This is a genomic window from Streptomyces sp. NPDC002623 (assembly GCF_053592635.1).
This window is the reverse complement of record NZ_JBSFWB010000006.1, coordinates 206,610-229,742: the sequence shown is the minus strand read 5'-3', so window position 1 is coordinate 229,742 and position 23,133 is coordinate 206,610. Positions and strand designations below refer to the sequence as shown.

General features: G+C 70.6%; 23 protein-coding genes and 1 pseudogene. 14 read left to right on the top strand and 10 right to left on the bottom strand.

Features of this window, described 5'->3' with window-relative positions; genetic code table 11:
* The first annotated feature begins 43 nt into the window (after positions 1-43).
* Positions 44-322: an Atu4866 domain-containing protein gene (locus tag ACWD4O_RS13400; RefSeq protein ID WP_451279812.1), complete on the top strand. Its 279-nt coding sequence runs from the start codon at positions 44-46 to the stop codon at positions 320-322.
* A gap of 5 nt (positions 323-327) precedes the next feature.
* Here the strand turns inward: ACWD4O_RS13400 and ACWD4O_RS13395 are convergent, their stop codons facing one another.
* The 5 genes from ACWD4O_RS13395 to ACWD4O_RS13375 form a co-directional block, all read right to left on the bottom strand.
* Positions 328-783, bottom strand: coding sequence for a hypothetical protein (locus ACWD4O_RS13395; protein ID WP_451279811.1), 456 nt, complete (start codon positions 781-783; stop codon positions 328-330).
* Positions 696-911 (bottom strand): PLP-dependent transferase, encoded by a 216-nt coding sequence (locus ACWD4O_RS13390; RefSeq protein ID WP_451279979.1) that lies wholly within the window; start codon positions 909-911, stop codon positions 696-698. The genes ACWD4O_RS13395 and ACWD4O_RS13390 overlap by 88 nt, the downstream gene beginning before the upstream one ends.
* Before the next feature lie 113 nt (positions 912-1,024).
* Complete coding sequence (locus ACWD4O_RS13385) at positions 1,025-1,885, bottom strand: PhzF family phenazine biosynthesis protein (RefSeq protein ID WP_451279810.1); 861 nt, start codon at positions 1,883-1,885, stop codon at positions 1,025-1,027.
* A gap of 82 nt (positions 1,886-1,967) precedes the next feature.
* Complete coding sequence (locus tag ACWD4O_RS13380; protein ID WP_451279809.1) at positions 1,968-2,822, bottom strand: hypothetical protein; 855 nt, start codon at positions 2,820-2,822, stop codon at positions 1,968-1,970.
* Entirely contained in the window at positions 2,819-4,264 is a 1,446-nt protein-coding gene (locus ACWD4O_RS13375) for an NAD(P)-binding domain-containing protein (protein ID WP_451279808.1), read from the bottom strand. Before ACWD4O_RS13375 ends, ACWD4O_RS13380 begins: the two co-directional genes overlap by 4 nt.
* A 247-nt stretch (positions 4,265-4,511) precedes the next feature.
* Here ACWD4O_RS13375 and ACWD4O_RS13370 point away from each other — a divergent pair, with 247 nt between their 5' ends.
* Positions 4,512-4,880: an ArsR/SmtB family transcription factor gene (locus tag ACWD4O_RS13370; RefSeq protein ID WP_451279807.1), complete on the top strand. Its 369-nt coding sequence runs from the start codon at positions 4,512-4,514 to the stop codon at positions 4,878-4,880.
* Here the strand turns inward: ACWD4O_RS13370 and ACWD4O_RS13365 are convergent.
* Together ACWD4O_RS13365 and ACWD4O_RS13360 are read right to left on the bottom strand one after the other, a co-directional pair.
* Positions 4,820-5,629: an aquaporin gene (locus tag ACWD4O_RS13365; protein WP_451279978.1), complete on the bottom strand. Its 810-nt coding sequence runs from the start codon at positions 5,627-5,629 to the stop codon at positions 4,820-4,822. The two genes, ACWD4O_RS13370 and ACWD4O_RS13365, sit on opposite strands and share 61 nt — an antisense overlap.
* A gap of 132 nt (positions 5,630-5,761) precedes the next feature.
* Positions 5,762-6,076 carry an ArsR/SmtB family transcription factor gene (locus tag ACWD4O_RS13360; protein WP_451279806.1) on the bottom strand — a complete coding sequence of 105 codons (315 nt, stop codon included), beginning with the start codon at positions 6,074-6,076 and terminating at the stop codon, positions 5,762-5,764.
* A gap of 137 nt (positions 6,077-6,213) precedes the next feature.
* On the opposite strand from ACWD4O_RS13360, the gene ACWD4O_RS13355 reads away from it, so the two are divergent.
* From ACWD4O_RS13355 to ACWD4O_RS13330, 6 genes are all read left to right on the top strand, one after another.
* The gene (locus tag ACWD4O_RS13355; RefSeq protein ID WP_451279805.1) at positions 6,214-6,639 is read left to right on the top strand and encodes an arsenate reductase ArsC; all 426 of its coding nucleotides are present in this window, start codon (positions 6,214-6,216) and stop codon (positions 6,637-6,639) included.
* Positions 6,640-6,766: 127 nt separating this feature from the next.
* Entirely contained in the window at positions 6,767-7,516 is a 750-nt protein-coding gene (locus tag ACWD4O_RS13350) for an SDR family oxidoreductase (RefSeq protein ID WP_451279804.1), read from the top strand.
* Between the two features lie 152 nt (positions 7,517-7,668).
* Positions 7,669-8,508: a helix-turn-helix transcriptional regulator gene (locus ACWD4O_RS13345; protein WP_451279803.1), complete on the top strand. Its 840-nt coding sequence runs from the start codon at positions 7,669-7,671 to the stop codon at positions 8,506-8,508.
* Positions 8,508-9,107, top strand: a complete 600-nt coding sequence (locus tag ACWD4O_RS13340; RefSeq protein ID WP_451279977.1) for a TetR/AcrR family transcriptional regulator — start codon at positions 8,508-8,510, stop codon at positions 9,105-9,107. The genes ACWD4O_RS13345 and ACWD4O_RS13340 overlap by 1 nt, the downstream gene beginning before the upstream one ends.
* Before the next feature lie 330 nt (positions 9,108-9,437).
* On the top strand, positions 9,438-10,793 hold the full coding sequence (locus ACWD4O_RS13335) for a cation:proton antiporter (protein ID WP_451279802.1): 1,356 nt from the start codon (positions 9,438-9,440) through the stop codon (positions 10,791-10,793).
* Positions 10,794-10,995: 202 nt separating this feature from the next.
* Positions 10,996-11,322, top strand: a complete 327-nt coding sequence (locus tag ACWD4O_RS13330; protein WP_451279801.1) for a carboxymuconolactone decarboxylase family protein — start codon at positions 10,996-10,998, stop codon at positions 11,320-11,322.
* A gap of 74 nt (positions 11,323-11,396) precedes the next feature.
* On the opposite strand, the gene ACWD4O_RS13325 is transcribed toward ACWD4O_RS13330, so the two are convergent.
* The gene (locus ACWD4O_RS13325) at positions 11,397-11,924 is read right to left on the bottom strand and encodes a GNAT family N-acetyltransferase (protein WP_451279800.1); all 528 of its coding nucleotides are present in this window, start codon (positions 11,922-11,924) and stop codon (positions 11,397-11,399) included.
* Positions 11,925-12,051: 127 nt separating this feature from the next.
* Here ACWD4O_RS13325 and ACWD4O_RS13320 point away from each other — a divergent pair.
* A pseudogene (locus ACWD4O_RS13320) lies at positions 12,052-12,540 on the top strand (TSUP family transporter); the annotation flags it as partial.
* Positions 12,541-12,556: 16 nt separating this feature from the next.
* On the opposite strand, the gene ACWD4O_RS13315 reads toward ACWD4O_RS13320, so the two are convergent.
* Positions 12,557-14,161 carry a glycoside hydrolase family 32 protein gene (locus ACWD4O_RS13315; RefSeq protein WP_451279799.1) on the bottom strand — a complete coding sequence of 535 codons (1,605 nt, stop codon included), beginning with the start codon at positions 14,159-14,161 and terminating at the stop codon, positions 12,557-12,559.
* Between the two features lie 197 nt (positions 14,162-14,358).
* Between ACWD4O_RS13315 and ACWD4O_RS13310 the strand changes: the two genes are divergently transcribed.
* The 4 genes from ACWD4O_RS13310 (at position 14,359) to ACWD4O_RS13295 (ending at position 19,146) form a co-directional block, all read left to right on the top strand.
* Positions 14,359-15,768: an ABC transporter substrate-binding protein gene (locus ACWD4O_RS13310; RefSeq protein ID WP_451279798.1), complete on the top strand. Its 1,410-nt coding sequence runs from the start codon at positions 14,359-14,361 to the stop codon at positions 15,766-15,768.
* Positions 15,765-16,769: a carbohydrate ABC transporter permease gene (locus ACWD4O_RS13305; RefSeq protein ID WP_451279797.1), complete on the top strand. Its 1,005-nt coding sequence runs from the start codon at positions 15,765-15,767 to the stop codon at positions 16,767-16,769. Before ACWD4O_RS13310 ends, ACWD4O_RS13305 begins: the two co-directional genes overlap by 4 nt.
* Positions 16,770-16,879: 110 nt before the next feature.
* Positions 16,880-17,740 (top strand): carbohydrate ABC transporter permease, encoded by an 861-nt coding sequence (locus ACWD4O_RS13300; protein ID WP_451279796.1) that lies wholly within the window; start codon positions 16,880-16,882, stop codon positions 17,738-17,740.
* 5 nt (positions 17,741-17,745) lie between these two features.
* Positions 17,746-19,146, top strand: coding sequence for a glycoside hydrolase family 32 protein (locus ACWD4O_RS13295; RefSeq protein ID WP_451279976.1), 1,401 nt, complete (start codon positions 17,746-17,748; stop codon positions 19,144-19,146).
* On the opposite strand, the gene ACWD4O_RS13290 is transcribed toward ACWD4O_RS13295, so the two are convergent.
* Entirely contained in the window at positions 19,109-20,173 is a 1,065-nt protein-coding gene (locus tag ACWD4O_RS13290) for a LacI family DNA-binding transcriptional regulator (RefSeq protein ID WP_451279795.1), read from the bottom strand. The genes ACWD4O_RS13295 and ACWD4O_RS13290 overlap by 38 nt on opposite strands.
* A 361-nt stretch (positions 20,174-20,534) precedes the next feature.
* Here ACWD4O_RS13290 and ACWD4O_RS13285 point away from each other — a divergent pair, with 361 nt between their 5' ends.
* Positions 20,535-22,646: a LamG-like jellyroll fold domain-containing protein gene (locus ACWD4O_RS13285; RefSeq protein ID WP_451279975.1), complete on the top strand. Its 2,112-nt coding sequence runs from the start codon at positions 20,535-20,537 to the stop codon at positions 22,644-22,646.
* The last annotated feature ends 487 nt before the right edge of the window (positions 22,647-23,133 follow it).

Here is a 23,133-nt window from a genome sequence, read left to right as displayed (position 1 = left end):
CGGCGGCCTGGTTCGCCCCGGCCGCCGGGGCGATCGTGGAGCCATGACCAGCAACGACACACCCCGCGCCCCGCACCCGTACGTCGGCATGTGGGTGACCGCGGACGGGTTCATCCGCCAGGAACTACTGCCCGACGGCCGCTATGACGAAGCCCGCGGCAACCGTCGCAGCGCCTACACCGGCAGCTACACCGTCACCGGCAACCACCTCGACTACGTGGACGACACCGGCTTCACCGCCACCGGCGACGTCCGCGACGGCGTTCTCTTCCATGAGCACCTGGTGCTCTACCGCGAGGGCGACGAGCCCGCCCGGCGGTGAGGGAATCACGGGACGAGGCGCCACGCGCCGTCGAGCTGAACGCCGGCGGCCGCCGCGATCCGGTCGCGTGATGCGAGCAGTCGGGTTCGCAGCGCCGGCAGGTCCACGCCCACCAGCACCCCGTCGCGTTTGGCCACGCGCCCGGCCACGAGGACGGTGTCCACCAGGCCGGGATGGCCGGCGCTGACGACGGTGGCGAAGGCCAGCAGGTCCCGGGAGCGCAGGCCACCGTCCAGGCCGCGCTGCACGGCGAAGGCGGTACGCATCGTGGAGAACATGTCGCCGCCGACCGACGGGACGTCGTCGACGGACAGCGTCGGGCGCAGACCGGCGGCCGGTGCCCGGCCGGTCATCGGCGATCCGAACCCCATCTTCAGCTCGACGTCCGGGCTGATCGACACCGAGCTGCCCGCGTCGGCGAGCATCCGCAGCTCTTCGTCGCTGATCCCGTTGGCGTGCACGAACGTTGCTGCGGGTGGGTCGGCAGGCCGGGACAGTGCACCTTCGCCACCGGCGGATGCGCGCTCAACGCCTCCGCGAGCGCCTGGCCGTTGGCGTTGTGCCGGGGCACCCGCAGCGGCAGCGGCAGGGTGCGTATGCCGCGCAGCAGCAGCCAGGCGTCGATCGGGCCGAGCGTGGCGCCGGTGACCAGCTACGTCATCATGAAGACGCTCACTCCCGAGGGCGTGGGCGGCGGCGCGGTCAGAGAGTGATGGCGCCGCGGATGCAGACGGCGGCGGCGCCGCTGACCCAGACGGTGCCGTCCGTGTCGGCGGTGACCCCGATGCTCGCGGCCCGGCCCACTCTCGCGCCCTGGGAGACCCGGTAGGCGGAGGGTGCGGCGCCGGTGGCGGTGAGCCACTGCCCGACGCCGGCGTTCATGCTGCCGCACGCGGGGTCCTCGGGCACGCCGACGCCGGGGGCGAAGGTGCGCATCTCGAAGTGGTGCGGGGACCCGTCGGGGTAGGCCCCGATCGCGCCGACCATCGCGTCCGGGATGAGGGAGAGATCGGGTTCGAGGGCGAGGACCTCCTCGGCCGCGGACAACCGGACCACGGCCCAGCCGGGTCCGTTGTCGACCCACTGGTGGGCGAGGACACGGTCGCGCGTGATGCCGAACGCGGCCACGATCCGGTTCAGATACGCGTCGTCGAGCGCGCCGTCGCGCACCCGAGGAGGGGCGGCGAAGGACAGAACGTCCTCGCCGCGGCGCACGGTGACCAGGCCGGCGGCGCACTCCTGCACGATGTGGTCGTCGTGCTGCGGCATTCCGCCACCGTCCAGCCAGGCGCGCGCGGAACCGAGGGTGGGATGCCCGGCGAACGGCAGCTCACCCTGCGGAGTGAAGATCCGCAGCCGGTAGTCCGCCTCCGGGACGGTGGCGGGCAGCACGAACGTGGTCTCGGACAGATTCGTCCACCGCGCCAGGCGCTGCATCTCCTCGTCGCTCAGATCCGTCCCGTCCAGGACGACCGCGACCGGATTGCCGGAATAGGGGCTCGTGAAAAACACGTCGACCTGCACGAACGAGCGTGCGCGCGGCATCCTCATCGTCATCGTCATCGCTATCGAGGACCTTTCAGCAGCGGCTGCGGCGGAACCGCGTCCATCCCAACGGGCGCCCGCACGGCCAGGACAGAGCCAGTCACGACAAAGTGGACTGGTCGGACTGGTCGGCGGGTTGGACTGGTCGGGCTGGTCGGACTGGTTGCCCTCCTCGGACGGTTCGAGTCCGAGCGTGGTGCTCTGCCCGGCGGACGGCCAGCGGTGCCGCCAGGCCGGTCAGGGCGAACATGGCTCCGACGACGTACCAGCCGGGGCGGCCCCAGGTGATGCACAGCGCGATGAGCAGACCTGGTCCAAGGGCCTCGGCCAGTCCGGCGCCCAGGCCGAACACACCCAGGTACTGGCCGGTGACGTGCTTCGGGGCGAGCGCGAAGGACACCTCGAAGCCGGCGGCGGCATGCCAGAGTTCGCCGACCGTGTGGATCACCACGGCGGCGATGAGCAGGGTTGCGGCAGCCCATGCGGGTATCCCCGCGGACAGGGAGATCAGCGAGCAGGCGATGAGAAAGGCGACTCCCGCCCGGCGGTAGGCGCGGCCGCCCGCCGTGGGGGAATCGATGCTGCGGCTGGCTCGCATCTGGAAGGCGACGACGATGACGGTCCCGGTGAGCATGGTGCCCGAGATGAGCCAGTGCGGGGCTGTGGTGGCACCGACCAGCCAGAGCGGGATGGCGACGGTGAGCACCTTGAACTGGATGGCCATGACGCCGTCGAGGACGGTGAGCAGCAGGTAAGGGCGGTCTCGGAGGGCGATCCAGCGCGGGCCGCCGACGGCCGCGACCGGCGCGACCGGAGGGAGCAGGATCAGGAGCGCCGCGGAGACCACGAAGGCGATCGCGTTGCCGACGGCCATGAGTTGATAGGCGGTGAGGGTGCCCACCTGTACGACCCACCCCGCTCCGAGCGCGCCCAGGGAGATGCCGACGTTGGTCACGGCGCGGAGATAGGCCCGGAACTCCTGCGGCCGGTCGCCTCCGTAGTGCTCTCTGGCACCCCAGCCTCTGCAGTCCCGTGGACGAGAGCGGGCGCGGGCGAGCAGCAGCCTCCTGCGTCCTGGTCGGCCTCGGGGGCGTCGAACAGCCCGGCGCCGCCGCATACGCCGGTCTCCGGGAGGGCGAGTTCGACGCGGTCGGCGGATTCCAGGTCACCGGCGATCGCGGCGGCGACGGAGCGGACCTGCTCGTAGCCGGTCATCGCCAGGAACGTCGGGGCGCGGCCGTAGGACTTCATGCCGACCAGATAGACGCCCTGTTCGGGGTGGGAGAGTTCGTGGTGGCCGTGCGGGGGGACGGTGCCGCACGAGTGCTGGTTGGGGTCGATCAGCGGCGCCAGCGCGGCCGGGGCCTGGAGGCGCTCGTCCAGGTCGAGGCGGACCTCGGACAGGAAGGACAGGTCGGGGCGGAACCCGGTCAGCACGATCACCTCGTCCACCGGCTCCAGCCGTCGGCCGTCCTCGGCGACCAGGACCAGCCGCCCACCGCCGTCGCGCCCACCGCCGTCGCGCTCGACGGCCTCGACGGCCTCGATGGCCTCGGTGCGGAAGCCCGTGACCGCGTCGGCGTAGCCGTCGTCCACCGCGGCCTTCGCGGCCAGGCCCAGAGCGCCGCGGGCGGGAAGCCGGTCGGCCGAGCCGCCGCCGAAGGTGGCACCGGAGATGCCGCGGCGCAGGACCCAGACCGCCTTCGTGGCCTTGCCGTCGTCGGTCTTGGCGAGGTCGGCCAGGTAGGCGAGTGCGGTGAAGGCGGACGCCCCGGAGCCCACGACCGCGGTGCGCCTGCCCGCGTGGCGGGCCCGGACGGCGGGGTCGTTCAGGTCGGGGACCCGGTACGTGATGCGGTCGGCGGCCGCCTTCTCACCGAGCGCGGGAAGCCCGTCGGCACCGGCCGGGGAGGGCGTGCTCCACGTGCCGGACGCGTCGATCACCGCGCGGGCGAAGATCCGCTCCTCGCGGCCGTCGGCGTACTCGACGTGCACGACGAAGGGCCGGGTCTCGCGGTCGGCGTCGACGATGCGATCGCGACCGCTCCGCGAAACGCCGGTCACGGTCGCGCCGAAGCGGACCCGCCCGCCGAGGGCCGCGGCGAGGGGCTCCAGGTACCGGGCCGCCCAGTCGCCGCCGGACGGGTAGGTCGCCGGGTCGGGCCTGGTCCAACCGGTCGGCGCAAGCAGCTTCTCGGCGGCCGGGTCGACCACCTCTCCCCAGGTCGAGAACAGCTTCACGTGCGACCACTCCCGCACCGCCGCTCCCGCGACCGCCCCGGCCTCCAGGACCAGGGGCTCCAGGCCCTCGCCGACGAGGTGAGCGGCGGCGGCAAGACCGACGGGACCGGCTCCGACCACGACGACGGGCAGCTCGGTGGGGGCAGGCGCGTTCACGGCGACTCCTCGCTTGTTCCGACACTTGTTCCGACACTTGTTCCGACACTTGCCTCGACACTTGTTTCGAACCTTGTTTCGACATCTGTCGATGGCTTGCGCGAGGCCCAGCATGGCATCTGTATCGATAAGCGTCAACATAGACATTTATCGAAACGAGCACGCCGGCGACCGGGCGCCCTTCGTGCCGCCGAGGCGACCCCGCCTGCCCCCACCTGCCTGGTTCGACGTGTGTCAACATAGGCGTATGTCGAACATCAAGGCGTTGCCGCTGTCGGCCCCGGACGTTGCCGAGAGCGTCGTGCCATGCTGCCCGCCGCTGACCGAGCGCCCGCTGACGGCCGAGGAGGCCGAACGGACCGCCGCGATGTTCAAGGCGCTCGGCGACCCGGTGCGACTTCGACTGTTCTCGCTGGTCGCCTCGCACGAGGGCGGGGAGGCGTGCGTGTGCGACATCTCCGACGTCGGGGTCTCTCAGCCCACCGTTTCCCACCACCTGAAGAAGCTCAAGGCGGCCGGCCTGCTCACCTCCGAGCGGCGCGGCACGTGGGTGTACTACAAGGTGGAGCCGTCGGTGGTGGCTGCCATGGGGCAGATGCTGGGATCCCCGGGCTGAGTCGTTCGACCCGCGCGGAAGACGAGCGCCACCAGGGCCAAGCCGACCACACCGCCGACGAGTTGCGCGCCCACGAAGCCCGCGATCGAGCCGGGCGCGATGCCCGCAAAGGTGTCGGAGAAGGTGCGGCCGACGGTCACCGCCGGGTTGGCGAAGGACGTGGACGAGGTGAACCAGTACGCGGCGCCGATGTACGAGGCGACCGCGACGGGTGCGAAGCGAAGTCGGTCGGTGCGGGCCAGGCCGAAGATCAGCAGGACCAGGCCGGCGGTGGCCACCACCTCGCCCAACAGGAGGTTCCCGGCCGAGCGGTCGTGGGTGGACCACTCCACCAGGGGCTTGCCGAACATCGCGTCGGCCAGGATCGCCCCGGCGACTGCGCCGGCGATCTGCGCGGGGACGTAGACGGCGACCTCGCGGGCCGTGACGCCGTCGCCTCCGTCTTCGCCGCCGCGCCGCGCCGTCCACCACTCGGCCAGCGTGACCACGGGGTTGAAGTGGGCGCCCGAGACCGGGCCCAGCAGCAGGATCAGGATGCCGAGGCCGAAGACCGTGGCGATCGAGTTGGCCAGCAGCTGCACACCGACATCGCGGGTCAGCTCGGTGGCCTGGATGCCGGATCCGACCACGACGGCGACCAGGAGGGCGGTGCCGATGAACTCGGCGGTCACCTTGGCGGTCAGCGGCGCGCGGGGCGGGGTGGCACCCGGGGCGGGCCGCGGACCGCCCCCGGTCGCGGCGGAGGCCATGGCGAACTCCCCGACCCCGTCGTTCTCGGTGGCATCAGTGGCGGTCAACAGGACTCCTCGGTGGCGGTCAACACAACTCCTCGGTGACGGTCGACGGGACTCCCGGTGCGGGCGACGGCGAAGGCCGCCGGGTCAGGGGCAGGACCGCTTGACGTTGTTCTCGGCGGTGGCGCGCGCCGTCTCGGCGAGATCGGCGAACTGGCCCGCGAGAGACGAGATGACATCGGGCTTGAGCCGGTAGTAGGTGAACCGGCCGCACGGCTCCGTCTCCACGACCCCGGCCTCGCGCAGCACCTTCAGATGGTTGGAGAGGTTGGTCTGCCTGACCCCCGTCTCCTCGATCAGGTGCGTGCTGCACAGCGTCTCCTTGGCGAGCAGGGTGACGATCCGGAGCCGGATCGGGTCCGCGAGAACCCGCATCAGATCAGCGTCGACTGACATCATCATGGGCTGATACTTTCACATCACTCTAGACTGATACCAGTCCGGGGTGATCCATGGAATCGGACCCGCATCCCCGCGCGACACGGAGCCTCATGCCCCGAAGAGGCGGATCCCACGGCCCACTCACGAAGGAAGAACCGATGTCCTCCAGCCCGCTCCCGCTCGCCTCCGTGCTGTTCGTCTGCGTTCACAACGCCGGCCGGTCGCAGATGGCCGCCGGATTCCTGTCCCACCTCGCGGGCGACCGGATCGAGGTCCGCTCGGCCGGTTCCATCCCGGGCGACCAGGTCAACCCGGCCGCGGTCGAGGCCATGAAGGAAGTCGGCGTCGACATCGCCGAAGCGAAGCCGAAGGTCCTGACCACGGAAGCCGTTCAGGCGTCCGACTACGTCATCACGATGGGCTGCGGCGACGCGTGCCCGATCTTCCCCGGCAAGACGTACCTCGACTGGGCCCTGGAGGACCCGGCCGGCAAGGGCGTCGAGGCCGTCCGCCCGATCCGCGACGAGATCAAGACCCGCATCGAGACCCTGATCGCCGAGATCGACGCCAAGCAGCAGGACTGACCTGCGCGCATGAGGCAGGGACCGTCGGTCCATGGATAAACCTTCCTCTCCCGCCCCTGAGCGGGCGCTCCTACGGTCGAGGCTGCGGGCGGCTCACCGGCCCGCGACCAGCGAAGGAGAGACCCCCATGAAGATGACCGGCAACACCATCCTGATCACCGGCGGCACCTCGGGCATCGGGCTCGGCCTGGCCCTGCGCCTGCACGAGGCCGGCAACAAGGTGATCGTCGCCGGCCGGCGCAAGGAGCTCCTCGACGAGATCACGGCCGAGCACCCGGGCATCGACGCACTCGTCCTCGACATCGCGGACCCCACGTCGATCGCCCGCGCCGCCGAAACGGTGGCGGCGCACCATCCGGAGCTGAACGTGCTGGTCAACAACGCCGGCATCATGCTGCGCGAGGACCTCCTCGACCCGGCCTCGCTCCCGGTCGCCGAGGACCACGTCACGGTCAACCTGCTCGGCACGATCCGGGTGACGTACGCCTTCCTGCCACTGCTGATCGGCAAGGACGGCGCGGCCGTCATGAACGTCACCTCCGCGCTGGCGTTCGTACCGCTGCCGATCACCCCCACGTACAACGCGACCAAGGCCGCGCTGCACTCCTTCTCCGAGAGCCTGCGCGTGCAGCTCACACAGGCCGCGGCCGGTGTCCAGGTGATCGAGGTGGCTCCGCCGGGCGTGCGCACGACCCTGCTGGGGCAGCAGGACGACGAGAACTCCATGCCGCTCGACGACTTCCTCACCGAGACCCTCCACCTCCTGCGGGAGAAGCCCGACGCCAAGGAACTCGTCGTCGAACGCGCCCGGTTCGTGCGCGACGCGGAGGCCAACGGCACCTACGACAACGTCCTCGCCGTCCTCAGCGGCGTCTGACCTGTAAGGACCGGGAGGCGATCACGGCCGTCGCGGGGAAGGCGGCCTCGGCGTCGACCGTAGGAGCGCCTTCCCACAGGCGGGAGAGGACCGCTCAGCCATGGATCGGCGGTCTCTGGATAGCCGGGCGGGAAGCGGCGACCATGGACGACATGGACAAGAAGGAAGTGGCGGAGTTCCTGCGCCACCGGCGTGAGACGCTGCGCCCCCGCGACGTGGGACTGGTCGAGGGGCCGCGCAGGCGTACCCAGGGGCTGCGCCGCGAGGAGGTCGCCCAGCTCGCCGGCATGTCCACCGACTACTACGCCCGCCTGGAACAGCAGCGCGCTCCGCAGCCCTCCGTCCAGATCACCACCGCCCTCGCCCGGGCGCTGCGGCTGACCCTGGACGAGCGCGACCACCTCTTCGTCCTCATCGGCCACAACGCCCCCGCCCGCCTCCACCGCTCCGAGCACGTCAGCCCGACGCTGATGCGGGTGCTGGACCGCCTGGACGACTCCCCGGCCCTGGTGCTGACCGACATGGCCGACACCCTCGCGATGAACCCGCTGGCCATCGCCCTCCTCGGCGACCAGACCCGGCACTCCGGTCTGGCCCGCAGCGCCTACTACCGCTGGTTCATGGACCCCGCCGAGCGTCTGGTGTATCCCGAGGAGGACCACGAACGTCACGGCCGCGCCCAGGCGGCCCGGCTGCGGGTCGCGCTCACGGCCGGCAGCGACACCCCCCGGGCCGCCCGGATCCTCGCCGAACTCCAGGAACACAGCCCCGAGTTCGTCCGCCTGTGGGCACTCCAGGAGGTCGCTCAGCGCTACGACGAGGGCAAGACCGTCCTCCACCCCGACCTCGGCCGCATCGACGTCGACGGCCAGGTCCTGTTCACCGAGAACCGCGCCCAGACCCTGGTGGTGCTGACCACGCGCCCCGGCACGGAAAGCCACAGCAAGCTGGAACTGCTCGCGGTCATAGGGCACCAGCAGCTCACCCCGTGATGCACAAACCGGACGGCACCGCCGCCGAGCGGGCCGACGCCGTGCGCAACCGTGCCCGGCTGCTGGACGCGGCCGCCCGGCTGGTGGCCGAGCGGGGGGCCGGGCACGTGACCATGCAGGAGGTCGCGGAGGCGGCCGGGGTGGGAAAGGGCACGCTCTTCCGCCGGTTCGGCGACCGTGACGGGCTCCTGCTCGCCCTCCTCGGTGCGGCCGAGGCCGAGTTCGAGGAGGCGTACACGGAAGGTCCTCCGCCGCTGGGACCGGGCGCGTCCGCGCGGGACCGGCTGGAGGCGTTCGGCCGTGCGCTGATCGAGCGCATCGCCACCGACATGGACCTGGGCGCGGCGCTGGGACGCCAGGTGCTGCACGACCGCCGCCACGCCTCCGACACCGGCCGCGCGTTCCACCGGCACGTCTCGGCTCTCCTGCGCGAGGCCGGCGTCGAAGGGGATCGCGACATGCTCGCGCACGCCCTGCTCGCCTTCGCGAACTTCGAGACGACGGACTATCTGCGCATGGGGTGCGAAGTCCCGGTCACCCGCCTCCAGGACACCTGGGTGGACCTGATACGCCGGGTGACCGAAGCCGACGGAGCATGAACCCTGCCGGGGACGCGTAGCCCGTCGCGTGATCGAAGCGGCCGGCGCGGATCGCAGTGGCGCTCGTGGATCACAGTGGCCCTCGCGGACCGCAGTGGCCCTCGCGGACCGCAGTGGCCCTCGTGGATCACAGGTGCCGCGTGTCGGTGCCGTACCCGGGATCCGACCAAGCGCCACACTGATTCCCGCTCGGCCCTGCTGCCCCACGAGGTGCAGTCCTCGCGGCGCGGCTGCCGCACGGCCGGGCGGCCGGCTTGCCGTCGCGCGGTCACGGCGTTGCGCGTTGCACGTTTGCGCGTTTGCGCGTTGCGACAAGAGGAGTGGGGCGTCATGAGTGGTGGCAGCGCCTGGACCGGGGCCGCGGTCGCGGCCGTCACCGCCGGTTATGCGCTGTTCTCGCGCCGCCTGGCCTCGACGCCGGTGTCGGCTCCGATGGTGTTCACCGGCTTCGGAGTGCTCATCGGGCCGCTCGGGTTCGACGTTCTCGACCTGGGCCATGACGCCGGCCCGATCCTGACATTGATCGAGGCCGCCCTGGCCCTCATGCTCTTCACCGACTCGATGACCGTGCGCCGACACGACCTGCGCACGGGCGGCTTCCTGCCCCTGCGGCTGCTGACCATCGGCCTGCCGTTGAGCATCGCGACGGGGTGGCTGCTGGCGTGGCCCTTGCTTCCCGGCCTGACCCTCTGGGAGTTCGCGTTGCTCGGCGCGGTTCTCGCCCCCACGGACGCGGCGCTCGGCAAGACCGCCAGTTCCAGCCCGCGTGTCCCGGCTCTCGTGCGGCACGGGCTCAACGTCGAGAGCGGACTGAACGACGGCCTGGTGCTGCCGTTCTTCCTCCTGTTCCTCGCCTCGATCCCCGGCACGACCGCCTCCGAGGAGGGCGTGGGCGGAGTGTTCTGGCGGGCCCTGGTGGTCAGCTCCGCGGTGGGGCTGGCCTTCGGATGGGTCGGAGGGTGGCTGTTGACCCTCGCGCGGGCCCGGAGCTGGGTGATGGGTGAATGGCAGCAGGTGGTCGTCCTCGCGGTGGCCTTCGCCGCGTACAGCGTGGCGACGGCCACGGACGGAAGCGGCTTCATCGCCGCCTGGACGGGAGGCTTCGCCTTCGGCGTCGCACTACGCAAGGGCGACCCGGAGGGCGGAAACCCGACAGACGGGAAGTCGACAGACAGGAAGTCGACGAACGCGGAACCAGCCAAGGAGCGGCCCGCTGACCTGGCCGAGTACGCGGGCGGGCTGCTGGGTTCCCTGAGCTTCCTGGTCTTCGGCGCGGTCCTGCTCGGCCCGACACTGGACCACCTCGACTGGCGGATCATCACGTACGCGGTGCTCAGCCTGACGGTGGTCAGAATGCTTCCGGTGGCCCTCGCTCTGGCCGGCACCGGAATGCGGCTGCCCACCGTGGCCTACGTCGGCTGGTTCGGCCCCCGCGGCCTGGCCTCCGTGGTCTTCGGACTCCTCCTGGTGGAGGACCACGTGCCCGGGATCGGACTGCTGAGCCGAGTCGTCGCGGCCACCATCGGCCTCAGCATCCTGCTGCACGGCATGTCGGCACCGTACTTCGCCGACCGCTACGGGAACTGGTACGACGCCGTGAACGCCACCACCCCCGACCTGCGCGAGGCGCAGGACGCGCCACAAGGCGCCGGGAAGCAGCACGGCGCGCCGCGCCGCCTGCGCTGAGCCGACGAGCCGACGTCCACGACGTCCACGACGTCCACGACGTCCACGACGTCCACGACGAGATGGTCGTCGTGGACGGACATGACCCCCATGCGCGAGACCTGGATCGGTTCTACCGTGGAGGGGAACCCCCACCTCCGCGGAAGTCCGTTTCTTCCGCCTGACCCCCACCAGCGGAAACACACCCAGGAGGGCCTGCACCATGTCCACTGCATCCGACACCCCCGTCCTCGACACCCTCGCCGCCATGACGGTCGACTCGATCGAGCGATGCGGGCTGGCCCCGGACATGCTTCTGCTCACGCGCATCGCGGCACTCGCCGCCTCGGACGCCCCGCCCATCTCCTACGTGGCCCATATCGACCCCGCCCTCAAGGCCGGCATGACCGCAGCCCAGCTTCAGGACGTCCTGGTCGCCATCGCGCCCATCGTGGGCACCGCCCGGGTCATGACGGCAGCGGGCAACATCGCCACGGCACTCGGCGTCGCCATCGCCGTCGCCGACGCCGAGATCCAGGCACAGGGCTGAGACCAGACGCCCACCGGCCGGCGTCCCCACGGCCGCAGGACCAGGCATGCGGGTCGTCCCGTAGCTGCCGCTCGTCACCGGGTCGTGAGCCGTAGTTCCCGGATGTACCAGTTGAACCGTGTGCCGTCTTTGCTGCGCGTCTGCTTGCCGGGGCTGAACCCTGCCCGCTGCGCGACTGCGGCCGATGCGGGATTGTCCGGCTCGACCTGGATCACCGCCTCCTCTCCCCCCTCATTCGCCGCGTACCGGGACGCCAAGAGGACCGCACGGGTAGCCAGACCACGTCCCCTCCAGGACGGATACAGGCCGTAGGCGACGTTCACCTGACCGGGAGTCAGCCCCTCTGCCGCGAACCGCAAGTCGACCGTCCCCGCGAGCACTTCGGCGGTGCCCGCCCGGATGCCGAAAGCGCGGAGCGGCCCGGCGGTCTCCCACTGTTCCAGGCAGTGCCGGACGTACGCCTCGACGCTCTCCCGTGTCCCGGGTCCGCCGTTGAGCCGACGAGCGAGCAGCTCGTCCTCCCCCGCGAGGTGCGCCTCCACGTCGTCCAGTCGCAGCGGGGACAGCGTGACGACCCCGTCGGACAGCTTCACTTCACGCATTCGACGATTCTCGACGCCGAAGCCGTGTCACACCATCCGATTCGCCGGACATCGCGACCCTCATCCAGGCATGGTGCCGCAACGGTTGTTCATTTCCTTCGGGAGGCGGTTGGATCAGGCCGGATCGATGTTCACGAGAACGGTCAGCGTCCTGGGCGTGCCGAGCCCGGCGGTGACACCGACGAACCTGCTGTACTACGTCGTGGCCGGCCCCGGCGCCCTCCTGCGCCACTGGCGGGCCGGACGTCCGGGAGGACCGCTGACCCGCCTGCTCATCGCGGGTACCGTGCCCGGCCTGGTCATCGGCACGGTGATCCGTGTCTTCGCCGTTCCGGGCCCACGGGTCTTCCGCCTCCTCATCGCCGCGCTGCTGCTGCCGCTCGGCCTGCGGCTGCGGCTGCGGCTGCGGACCGTGCGCCCGGCGCCGGCCCGCGCCACCCGCCCGCCATCGCCTCGGGCGACGAGGTCGCTCGCCGTGGCCGTCGGCATCGCCGGGGGCGTCCACGGGATCGGCGGCGGCTCCCTGCTCGGCCCGATCCTCGTCGGCCGCGGAGCACCGGTGGCCACCGTCGCGCCCGCCGCTCCGGCCTCCACGTTCGTGACGTCCGTCGTCGGATTCCCCTGCCGTCGGATCAGACCGTGAACTCCCGGATCACCACGTTCCGGAACACCGCCTGCCCGTCGATCGTGAACAGCGCCAGTGCGGTGTCGGACGGGTCGGGGAAGGCCTCGGTCGAGTGCACGTACCGGCCGTCGCCGACGAACATCTCGACGGACGTGCGGTCGACGAGGATCCGCAGGCGGACCGTGCCGGCGGACAGGTCGAACGGCGTGCGGCTCTCCTGCCAGCGGCCGGAGGCGTCCGGGCTCACGGTGTAACCGCGGTTGACGAAGGCGTAGTCGCCGTAGACTCCCGCGTCGATGTGCCGCCCACCGTCCGACGACCGCCGCAACTGGAGGCCGGCGCCCAGCAGTTGGTCCCAGGTGATCTCACAGGTCAGCTCGTACGCGGTACCCGTGTAGTCGAGCGGTCGTGTGCCGTCGACCGCGATGTCGCCGAGGTGCACCGTGCGCGACACATGGTCGTCCAGGGCCGCCACCGGCCGGGACGCCAGGTAATACGTACCCGACGCGTGCTTCAGTCGTATCTCGCGGACGATCGAGTCGGTGCCGTTGAAGCCGTCGCACTCGATGGTGGGCGTGGTGTTCGCGTAGTCCCAGTGGTTCATCCAGCCGATCGCGTACCGCACGTCAGGGTCCAGGACCCCGCTCGCGTCACGTTTGTCGAAGGTGACCGCCGCGTACCAGTCCCAGCCGTGGTCCAGCCACTGGGGATCGGACGCGTCGGCGGTGAAGGTCGTACCGTCGAAGGAACCCGTCCAGTAGGCGAACGTGCTCGGCAGCCCGGAGCCCTTGCCGTTGGCGCTGACGCCCAGCACCCACTTCCAGGTCCCGTCGTCCGCCCTGATCCGGAACAGGTCGGGGCACTCCAGGACGCCGATGCCGCCCTTGATGAAGCCGCCGACGTACGTCCACGCCTTGAGGTCGGCGGAGTGGTAGAAGCCGACCTTGTCGTTCTCGGCGAGCAGCATCACCCACCGCCCGTGCTCCTCGTCGCGGATCACCTTGGGGTCGCGGAAGTCCCGTACCCCGGGGTTGGGGAGGACCGGGGCCGTGCCGTGGTTCGTGAAGGTGTGGCCGTCGTCCGTCGAGTAGTACAGGTACTGGGCCTGGGTGACCTCGTCGGGCGCCATGGTGGCGATGACGATCACCGCGCCCGCGCCGAAGCCCGCCGTGTCGTCCGTGTCGACCACCGCCGAGCCGGACCAGACATCGCCGCCCGGAGTCGTGTCCTTCGGCACGGCGATGCCCCGGTCGGTGAAGGAGACGAGGTCGGTGCTGGTGGCCAGGCGCCAGGCGGTGCCGGCCGTCGTGCCGCCCGTCGAGTAGTCGGGGTTGTAGAGGTAGTAGTAGTGGTACTCGCCGTCGATCCAGATCGGGCGCTGCGGGTCGTTCATCCACTGGTCGGGAACCGTGAAGTGGTACTCGGCGCGGTAGCTGCCCGTGCACGCGGCCGTCGCCTCCAGGGGCACCGCCGTCGCCGGTCCCGCGAGGCCCGGCAACAGCGCACCGGCGGCACCGACGGCCGAGGCCGTCAGCAGCGACCGCCTGGACAGCGTCTCCCCCGGACCCAGCGGACCCGGCAGACCCAGCGAACCCGGCGAACTCCTCTTCATGCCACGCATCGTGCGGCTCCCTTCCCCGACATCGTCGTCGGGACGCGGATCTTGTGCATCGGAACCGTACGCCTAACTCGTTAAAGGTCAACCCTTCGCGCTCCAACTCCTCTTCTCCGCACATGTCTTGACAGAGCCGCAGCGGGGTTCTCATCATCGTGGAATCACACTTCGGCTAACACGAGTTAGGCTCGCCGATGACCGACTCGCTCCTCTCCCGCCGGGCCCTGATGCGCTACGGCGCGTACGGCGCCGGAGCCGCCGCTCTCGCCGGCGTCGCGGCCGGCTGGGACCGCCTCACCGCCGCCGACATCCCCGGCCGCGACGACGGCTCGCTCGTCATCGCCACCCTGGGCTCCGCCTTCAACCCCGAGGCACAGCGCGCCCTGCGCGACGGATTCCGCGAGGTCCACCCCGACATCAGGATCCGCATCAACCCCGTACAGGCCTACGACTGGTCGGACTTCTTCTCCAAGATCCTCACCCAGATCGCCGCGGGCACGGCACCCGACCTCGTGTACGTCGCCACCGAGGGCGTGCAGCTCTTCGCCAAGCGGCTCGGCGTACCGCTGGACAGGTGGGCGAAGCGGGACGCGGCCGAGCTGCGCACGTACTTCGCCGACGTCCATCCCTCGCTGGTCGAGTCGATGATGTACGAGGGGAGCCTCTACCAGCTGCCGGTCGAGTTCAACGCGGCCGACATGTACCTCAACAGCCGGGTCCTCGCACGCGCGGGCGCCGACCTCCCCGACGACGACTGGACCCACGACGACTTCACCACGCTGCTGCGGGCGATGAAACGCAGCAACGGCGACCGGTTCACCCCGTACTTCTGGACCAACCGGCTGTGGGGCGGAGTCGTCCCCTGGCTCTTCGCCAACGACACCAACCTTCTCACCGAGTCCAAGGCCCCCGGCGGCGACTGGCTCTGGAACTCCTTCTATCCCGAGGCGCAGCGGCGCGGCCGGGGCGGCGGCTACCGGTGGACGACACCCCTGGCCGACTCCGACCGCGTCGCGGAGGTCTACGACTACCTCTCCTCCCTCGTCCAGGAGGACCTGTGCACCCGGCCGGAGGGCGGCGACGGCCGCAACCTCGTCGGCGTCTTCTCCACCGGCCGCGTCGGTGCCACGCCCGCGGGCGGCTTCTGGGCGGGCGGCCTGCATGAGGCGGGCATGAAACCGGCCGACTACGACGTGCGGTACTTCCCGCGCCGGCGCACCCGGCGTCACCAGTTCGGCGCCGCCGGGTACGCGATGCTGCGCACCTCGAAGCTGCGGGACGAGGCCTGGGAGTTCATCAAGTACACCGCCCGCAAGGACGTGATGACCCAGCTCTTCGCGGCCAACCAGACCACTCCGGCCCGCCGCTCCATGGTCGACGAGGCCCGCTACCGGGAGACCGGCCCGGCCCACTGGCAGGTCTTCTACGACACCCTCGACAAGATCCCCACCACCGGCCCGATCCCGGCCCCGCCGCAGGTCAACGAGGTCGAGCAGCTGCTGATCAAGCACACCGGAACCGCCCTTGCGAGCCCCGGCGCGGTGCGTCCCGCGCTGCGTCGGCTGCAGGGGGACCTGGAGCAGGCCATGGAGCGTGAAGTGTGACGAACACCGAGATCAGGCCCGTAGGGCCGGAACCCGCCCGCACCCGCAGGAGCCGCGGGAACCGCAGGAACCGCAGGACCGGTCAGACCCGTAAGTCGTCCGGGTCCACGGCCGCCGCCACCGCCCGCACCCGGGGCACCCGCCTCCTCGCCGTACTGTTCCTCGCGCCCACCGTCGTCGGCATCGTCGTCTTCACGGTCGTACCGATCGTCGGCTCGATCGTCCTCAGCCTCTTCCAGTGGGACGTGATCGACGACCCGCGCTGGGCCGGAGCGGCCAACTACCGCGAAATCCTTACCGACTCGACGGTCCTCGTCTCCTTCCGCAACACGCTCGTCTTCATGGTGCTCGCGGTCGCACTCCAGTTGCTGATCGCGCTCGTGCTGGCGATCGCGGTGAACGGCCGGATGCCCAAGTGGCTGCGGTCCGTGTTCCGTTCGGCGTTCTTCTTCCCACTGGTGCTGTCCGCCGCGTCCATCTCGGTGGTGATGAAGTACCTGTTCAACCAGGACTTCGGCCCCGTGAACTGGCTCCTCGGCACCGTCGGTATCCCCTCGGTCCCCTGGCTGACCTCGGAGAACGGGGCGATGGCGGCCGTGGTCCTGGCGTACGTCTGGCAGCAGTTCGGCTTCTCGTTCCTGCTGTTCGTCGGCGGCCTGAACAACATCCCGAAAGAGGTGCACGAGGCGGCTTCGCTGGACGGCGCGAGCGGGGTGCGCAAACACCTCGCCATCACCCTGCCGCTGCTGTCGCCCACGCTGCTGGTGGCGTCCGTGGTCGGCATCATCAACGCCCTCCAGGTCTTCGAGCAGCCGTACGTCCTCACGGCGGGCGGTCCCGGCGACTCGACACGCACGGTCGTGATGGTCATCTACGAGACGGCGTTCGAGCAGCTCCGCTTCGGCGAGGCGTCCGCCGTGGGCGTCCTGCTCTTCGCCCTGATCATGGCGGTCACCGCACTCCAGTTCCGGCTCAGCCGGCGTTACGTCCACTACCAGTGAGCCGGGTGAGTCAGATGAGCACGAGTTCCCTTTCGGGTTCGGTATCGAGTCCGGGTTCGGCTTCGGGTTCGGGTTCGGCATCGGGTGCGATGCAGGGTCCATCGGGTTCGATGCCGGGTCCCCGCACGAGCCCCACCGCGTCACGCGTACGGCACGGCCTGGCGCCCTGGGGCCGGATCGCGGGCCTGGCGCTGTGCGCCCTGTTGACGCTCGGACCGGTCATCTGGACGGTGTCGACGTCACTGCGCACGCCGGCGGAGTCCTTCGACCTGCCGCCGAAGATCATCCCCACGGACCCCACCGTCGACGCCTACCGCGGGGTCTTCGACCAGATCGACGTCTGGCTGTACGCACTGAACTCCACGCTGGTGACCGCGCTGATCGCGGCCGGCCAGATGATCACCGCGGGCCTGGCGGGCTATGCCTTCGCCCGCCTCGAATTCCGCTTCAAGAGGCCGCTGTTCGCGCTGGTCCTGGCCACGATGATGGTGCCGTTGCAGGTCACGATGGTCCCGGTCTTCCTGGAACTGAAGACGATGGGGCTGACCGACACCCTGCTCGGCCTCATCGTCCCGGCCTTCCCGACGGCCTTCGGCACCTTCCTGATGCGCCAGTACTTCCTGGGCATGCCGAAGGACCTGGGCGAGGCGGCGATGATCGACGGCGCGGGTCCGTGGCGCGTCTTCCGGTCGGTGTACGCCCCCTTGGCGGCCCCCGGTCTCGCCATCGTCGGCGTGCTGGCCTTCAACTACCACTGGAACGAGTTCTTCCGGCCGCTGATCCTCGAAACCTCCACCGAGAACCTCACGCTGCCCCTGGGCCTGGTCTCCCTCCAGGGCAACCTCGGCACCGGCTCGATCTCCGTCGTCCTCGCCGGAGTCGTCCTCTCCATGCTCCCCGCCGTCGTCGTGTTCGTCGTCGGCCAGCGCCCTCTGCGCGAGGGCATCACATCCGCAGGAGTCAATCGTTGAGTTCCGTGAGCCGGTCGACCGACGACAACAGCCCGCGTTTCAGGGTCCGCCCGCCGGCCAACTGGATGAACGACCCGAACGGCCCGTTCCGCTGGGGCGATCGGTACCACCTCTTCTACCAGCACAACCCCGACGCCCCCGTGCACACGAACGTTCACTGGGGCCACGCCTCCAGCCCCGACCTCGCCCACTGGGACGACCACGGGATCGCCCTGCGCCCCACACCCGACGGCCCGGACGAGGCGGGCTGCTGGTCCGGCTGCGTGGTGGACGACGGTGGTGTGCCGACAGCGGTGTACTCCGGGATCGACCACGACCACCAGGGCCTGAGCGCGATCTGTCTCGCCGTCGCCGAGGACGACGGCCTCCGGAAGTGGAAGCAACTGCCGGCGCCGGTGGTCGCCGGCCCACCACCCGGCCTGGACGTGACGATGTTCCGGGACCCTTTCGTCTTCCGCTTCGCCGGCCGCCGCTGGGCGCTGATGGGCGCCGGCCACGCCGACGGCACCCCGTCCGTCCTGGTGTACGACTGTGAGGACCTGTACGACTGGCGGTTCGCCGGAGTCCTGCTGGACGGCCGGGACCCGGCGGCGGCCCACGCCTTCGGCAAGCGGGCGATCGGCTGGGAGTGCCCGCAGCTGTGGGCGACCCCCGGGGGCGACTGGGTGCTGGCGGTGGCCCTGTGGGACGGCGACCCGCTGAGCACGGCCTATCTGGCAGGACGTCTGATCGAGGCCGGAAAAGGGGAGTTGAGGTTCGCGGCCGGTACGGGCGGCGGCCCGCTGGACCTCGGCCGTGACTTCTACGCCCCTGCCGTCCTCCAGGACACGGAGTCCGGCCGCGCCCTGCTCTGGGGCTGGTCCTGGGAGTCACGCCCGCCCGAGGAGGTGGACCGCGCGGGCTGGTCCGGCGTCCTCACGGCGCCCCGGGTGATGGACACCCACGCGGACGGCACGCTACGGGTCGTACCGGCTCCGGAGCTCGAACTGCTGCGAGCGGCCGTCCCGTTCACGGCCGCACCAGGACCGCACCGGCCACTCCCCCTCGCGTACGACCTGCTGGTGACCGCCCGTTCGGCGGCGACCGTGAGTCTGCTGCGGGCCACGTCCGGGGCCGAACTGACCGTGCGACTCGATCCGGCGTCCGGCACGGTGACCCTGGACCGCACGGCCTGGCCACGCTCCCGCCCGGACGGCACGGCCCCCCTGGTCCTGTCGACCCCGCCGGGCGAGACCCTCACCGTACGGATCCTGGTGGACGGCTCCCTGCTGGAACTGTTCGCGGGTGACCGGGCGACGGCCACGGAACGGGTGTACCGACGCGACGACGACATCGCGGAACTGACCGTGCCGGGGACGGACGTCGAGGTCACGGGCTGGGAGCTGGTCCCACCGAACCCCGCGTGACGACGGGGCACTCCAGCCGCCGGGTGGTGACCGGCGGCGCGGTCCCGCTGTCGATGGCGTCCAGGAGCAGGCGGACGGCCGTCTCCCCCATCGCGCGATGGGGCAGAGCGACCGTGGTGAGGGGCGGGCTGAGGAAAGCCGCCATGTGTTCCTGGTCGTCATAGCCGACGACGGACAGCTCGGCGGGCACGTCGAGGCCCAGGCGCGCGGCGGCGTGGAGGACGCCCGCGGCGACCCGGTCGTTGTAACAGACGATCCCCGTGGGCCGCCGGTCGGCGGGGACACCGTCCAGCAGCCGCAACGCTCCCTCGTACCCGGCGGAGATCTCCCCTCCCGTGCGCACGACCCAGTCCTTCCCAGCCGTCAGCCCCACCGTCCGCAGCGCGTCCCGGAAGCCGCGCAGCCGTTCCGCGGTCGCGATGTCGTCCAGACCGCCCACCAGGGCGACACGGCGGTGGCCCGCGTCGAGGAGGACGCGCGCGGCGCTGCGGCCACCGGCCCGCTCGGCGGGGATGACGGCCGGGAGGGAGCCGTCCTCGGGGAGACAGTTGGCGAACACGGCGAACGTGCGGTGCAGCCCTTGCGGGACGCGGGCGCGGCGCAACGACAGCGCGGCGTAGATGATCCCGTCGACCCGCCGGTCGAGCAGTTCGGCGACAGCCGCGTCCTCGGCGGCCGGGTCCTGCCCGGAGTCGACGGTGAGCACCAGGTGCTCACTGCTCCACGCCATGTCCATGGCCCCGCGCAGCAGCCGCCCGGCGAACGGCGAGGTGGCGATCTCGTCCGTGACCAGACCGATCACGGCGGTACGACTCCGGCGCAGGCCACGCGCGACCGCGTTCGGCCGGTAGCCGAGCTGTTCGGCCGCCATGCGGATCTTCTCCTGCGTCTCGGCGGAGAGGTTGCCCTGGGCACGCCCGTTGAAGACGAAGGACACGGCCGTGTGCGACACCCCGGCGAGCCGGGCGACATCCCGCGAGGTCGCCCGCTCGGCCCCGCCACCCCGCGACTTCTCGACCCCGCCCATGCCTCGTCCCCACCGACTTTGCCTGATCAGCCAAAGCCTACCCGCGGCAGATATCACGGAGCCCGCCGCCGCAGACCGAATCCCCTTCCAACGCGATGATGCTCCACCTCGCTTCAAAGATGCTTCGCATACGCCTGCTCCGCCTGGGGCACTTCCGTGCCCCTGCCGAGCCTTCCCGGCGTTGTTGGTTGTTCTGCTTCGACGGCGCCGATAGTTCTGGAACAGGTCGGCCAGAAAACCCTTTCGGTGCGGTCAGTGGTCTCTGTTAGCTTCAGGCGCTCGTGTGATCCACGAGCGTCAAATGCTCACAGGGGAGGGCCACTTGACCAGGTTCACAAGGACGGGCAGACGCAGACGGACGGTGGTGGGGAGCTGTGTGGCGGCGCTGCTGGCCACGGCTGCCGGGACGGCCTACGCGGTGGGCAACCTGCCACCGAATCAGCCGCTTGTCCAAGACCTCCAGTCGGGAGGCAAGGCCTGCGCGACCGGTGACGACACGCCGTACGTTTCGGCGCCGCCCAGGCTCAGTGCAGTGCTGTACGACCCGGAGGAGGACAACCAGCCCGCCGAATCCAGCCCGGTCAGTGGCGAGTTCGAAGCCTGGTGGACGGACGCGGCCGGAGTGGAACAGCGGCGTACCTACACCACCATCATTCTTTCCTCGGGGTCGCGCCAGTACTGGACGATGCCGAACGACCTCCCGGCGAACACCGTCGTCTCCTGGCATGTCCGCGCGAACGACGGCAAGGCGACCTCCGCGTGGAGCGACGAGGGCGACGGCTCGGTCTGCTCGTTCGTGTACGACGACGTGAGCCCGGAGAAGGCGACGATCACCTCTCCCGAATACCCCAACCCGGAGGACGTGTTCTGGGTGGACGGAGTGGGCGTCTACGGCCACTTCACCATGGACTCGCCCTCCGAAGACGTGGTGTCGTACACGTACGGCTTCCTGGGCGGCCCCTACGGAACCGTCTCCGCCGAGCGGCCGGGCGCGGCCGTGACCATTCCGTACCTGCCGCTCACCGCGGGACCCAAGTCGCTGACGGTCCGCGCGATCGACCGGTCGGGCCGAAGCAGCGGGGAGTCGCATTACGACTTCAACGTGAAGGAAGGCCGGGCTCCGGTCGCCCGCTGGAAGCTGGACGACCCGGTGGACTCCCGCTCAGCCGCCGCCGAGACCGGCACCGCCGCCCGTGCCGGGACCGGCGTGACCTTCGGCGGCCCCGCGCCCGCGGGCACCACGACCACCGCCACGGTCGGCCTCGACGGAAGCGGCCACGGCTTTCTCACCCCGGACGCCCCGGCGACCGACATCCGTAAGACCTTTGCGGTGAGCGCGTGGGTACGGCCCGCCGAAACCGACCGGAACATGACCGTCGTCAGTCAGGACGCCGACGGGGCGCCCGGCTTCAGCCTCGGGCTGCGCCGTCAGGACTCCGGGCCCGCCTGGTCGTTCGCGATCGGCGGCGCGCAGGTGTCCGGCGGCGCCCCCGAGACCGGCGAGTGGGCCCATCTGCTGGGGCTGTACGACGCCGAGACCGGAAAGGCGCGGCTGTACGTCAACAGCCAAGAGGCCGGGACCTCGGCTGACGCGACTCCCGCCGAGGCGGCCGGCGCTTTCCAGATCGGGCGCGCCCGCGGGGCTGCCGGCTATCAGGACCGGTGGCACGGGGACATCGGTGACGTACAGGTTCACGACCGGGTCGTGGTGCCGAACGAAGTGGCCGAACTGGCGTACCGCAAGCCGAAGTTGCTCGGCCACTGGTCGCTGGAGAACGCGACGGACGGTGTGAGCCCCGAGCAGTCGGACGGCACGCCGCTGCGGATCGGCACGGGGGCTTCGATCTACCGGGGCTCCGACAGTTCCTGTATCCCGGACATCGACCCGGACTGCACCTACGTACCGCCGGCACTCGTCGGTGACGGGCATCTGCTGCTGGACGGCGAGAGCGGGTATGCCGCTGCGGACGGGCCCGTCGTGGACACCGGGGACAGTTTCACTCTCGGCGTCGTCGTACGCCTCGCGGACTCCGGGCCCGCCCACCCGATGACCGTGCTCTCGCAGGCCGGCGAGCACACCGACGCCTTCAAGGTGCGCTACGAGCCGTCCACGTACACCTGGCAACTGGTGATGCCGGAGAAGGACGAGGCCGGAGCCCCCGAGAAGGTGGTGTCCCAGATCGTGGGCGCGGACGGAGGCGAGGGCCAAGGCCATCGCCTCGCCGTGGTCTACGACGACGCCACCGACACGATCAAGCTCTACCTCGACGGCTACACCAACGCGCAGGCGACCGCGAGCCTCGCCAACGGCTGGCACAGCACCGGTGCCCTCCAGATCGGCCGGGCCAGGTCCGATGACGGCTGGGGCGAGTACCTGCATGGCGACGTGGACGAGGTACAGGCCTACTCCGGCGCGCTGAGGGACAGGGACGTCCGCAGCCTGGGGTCGGGTACGAATCCTTGTCTGTGCTGATCCCTGATCCCTGATCCCTGACCTCCCCAGCGGCCCGCCCGAACCCAGGTTCCGGCGGGCCGTCCTGCTCCGGTCGACCGCCGGTACCCAAGAATGCGTCCGTCCCTGCGTCCTGACGCCCGCCCGCATCGGACACGGACAACAGCCGACTCAGCGAGCGGGCGGCTGCGAACCTGCGGCGCACCCTCGCCCACGGACGCTCGCGACAACACCCGCCACGTCCGACCAGGTCGACCGGGTCAGCCCAGAGGAGGGAACCTTCGTCCAGTGGAGTCCCTGACCAACACGATGATGCTCCACCCCTGACATCAAGACGCGAGCTTGTCCACCGGACTGCGCATGAACCTGGGTCACAGCTCGCCGATCGGGTCAGCTTGCCGCCGAGCGCCTTGACATAGGCAGCGAGGGTGTCGACCTCGCTGCGCTCCAGTTGCCCCTTCTGGATCTGATCCTTCCTCCTGATCTCGCCGTACGGCGACTCGTGGGA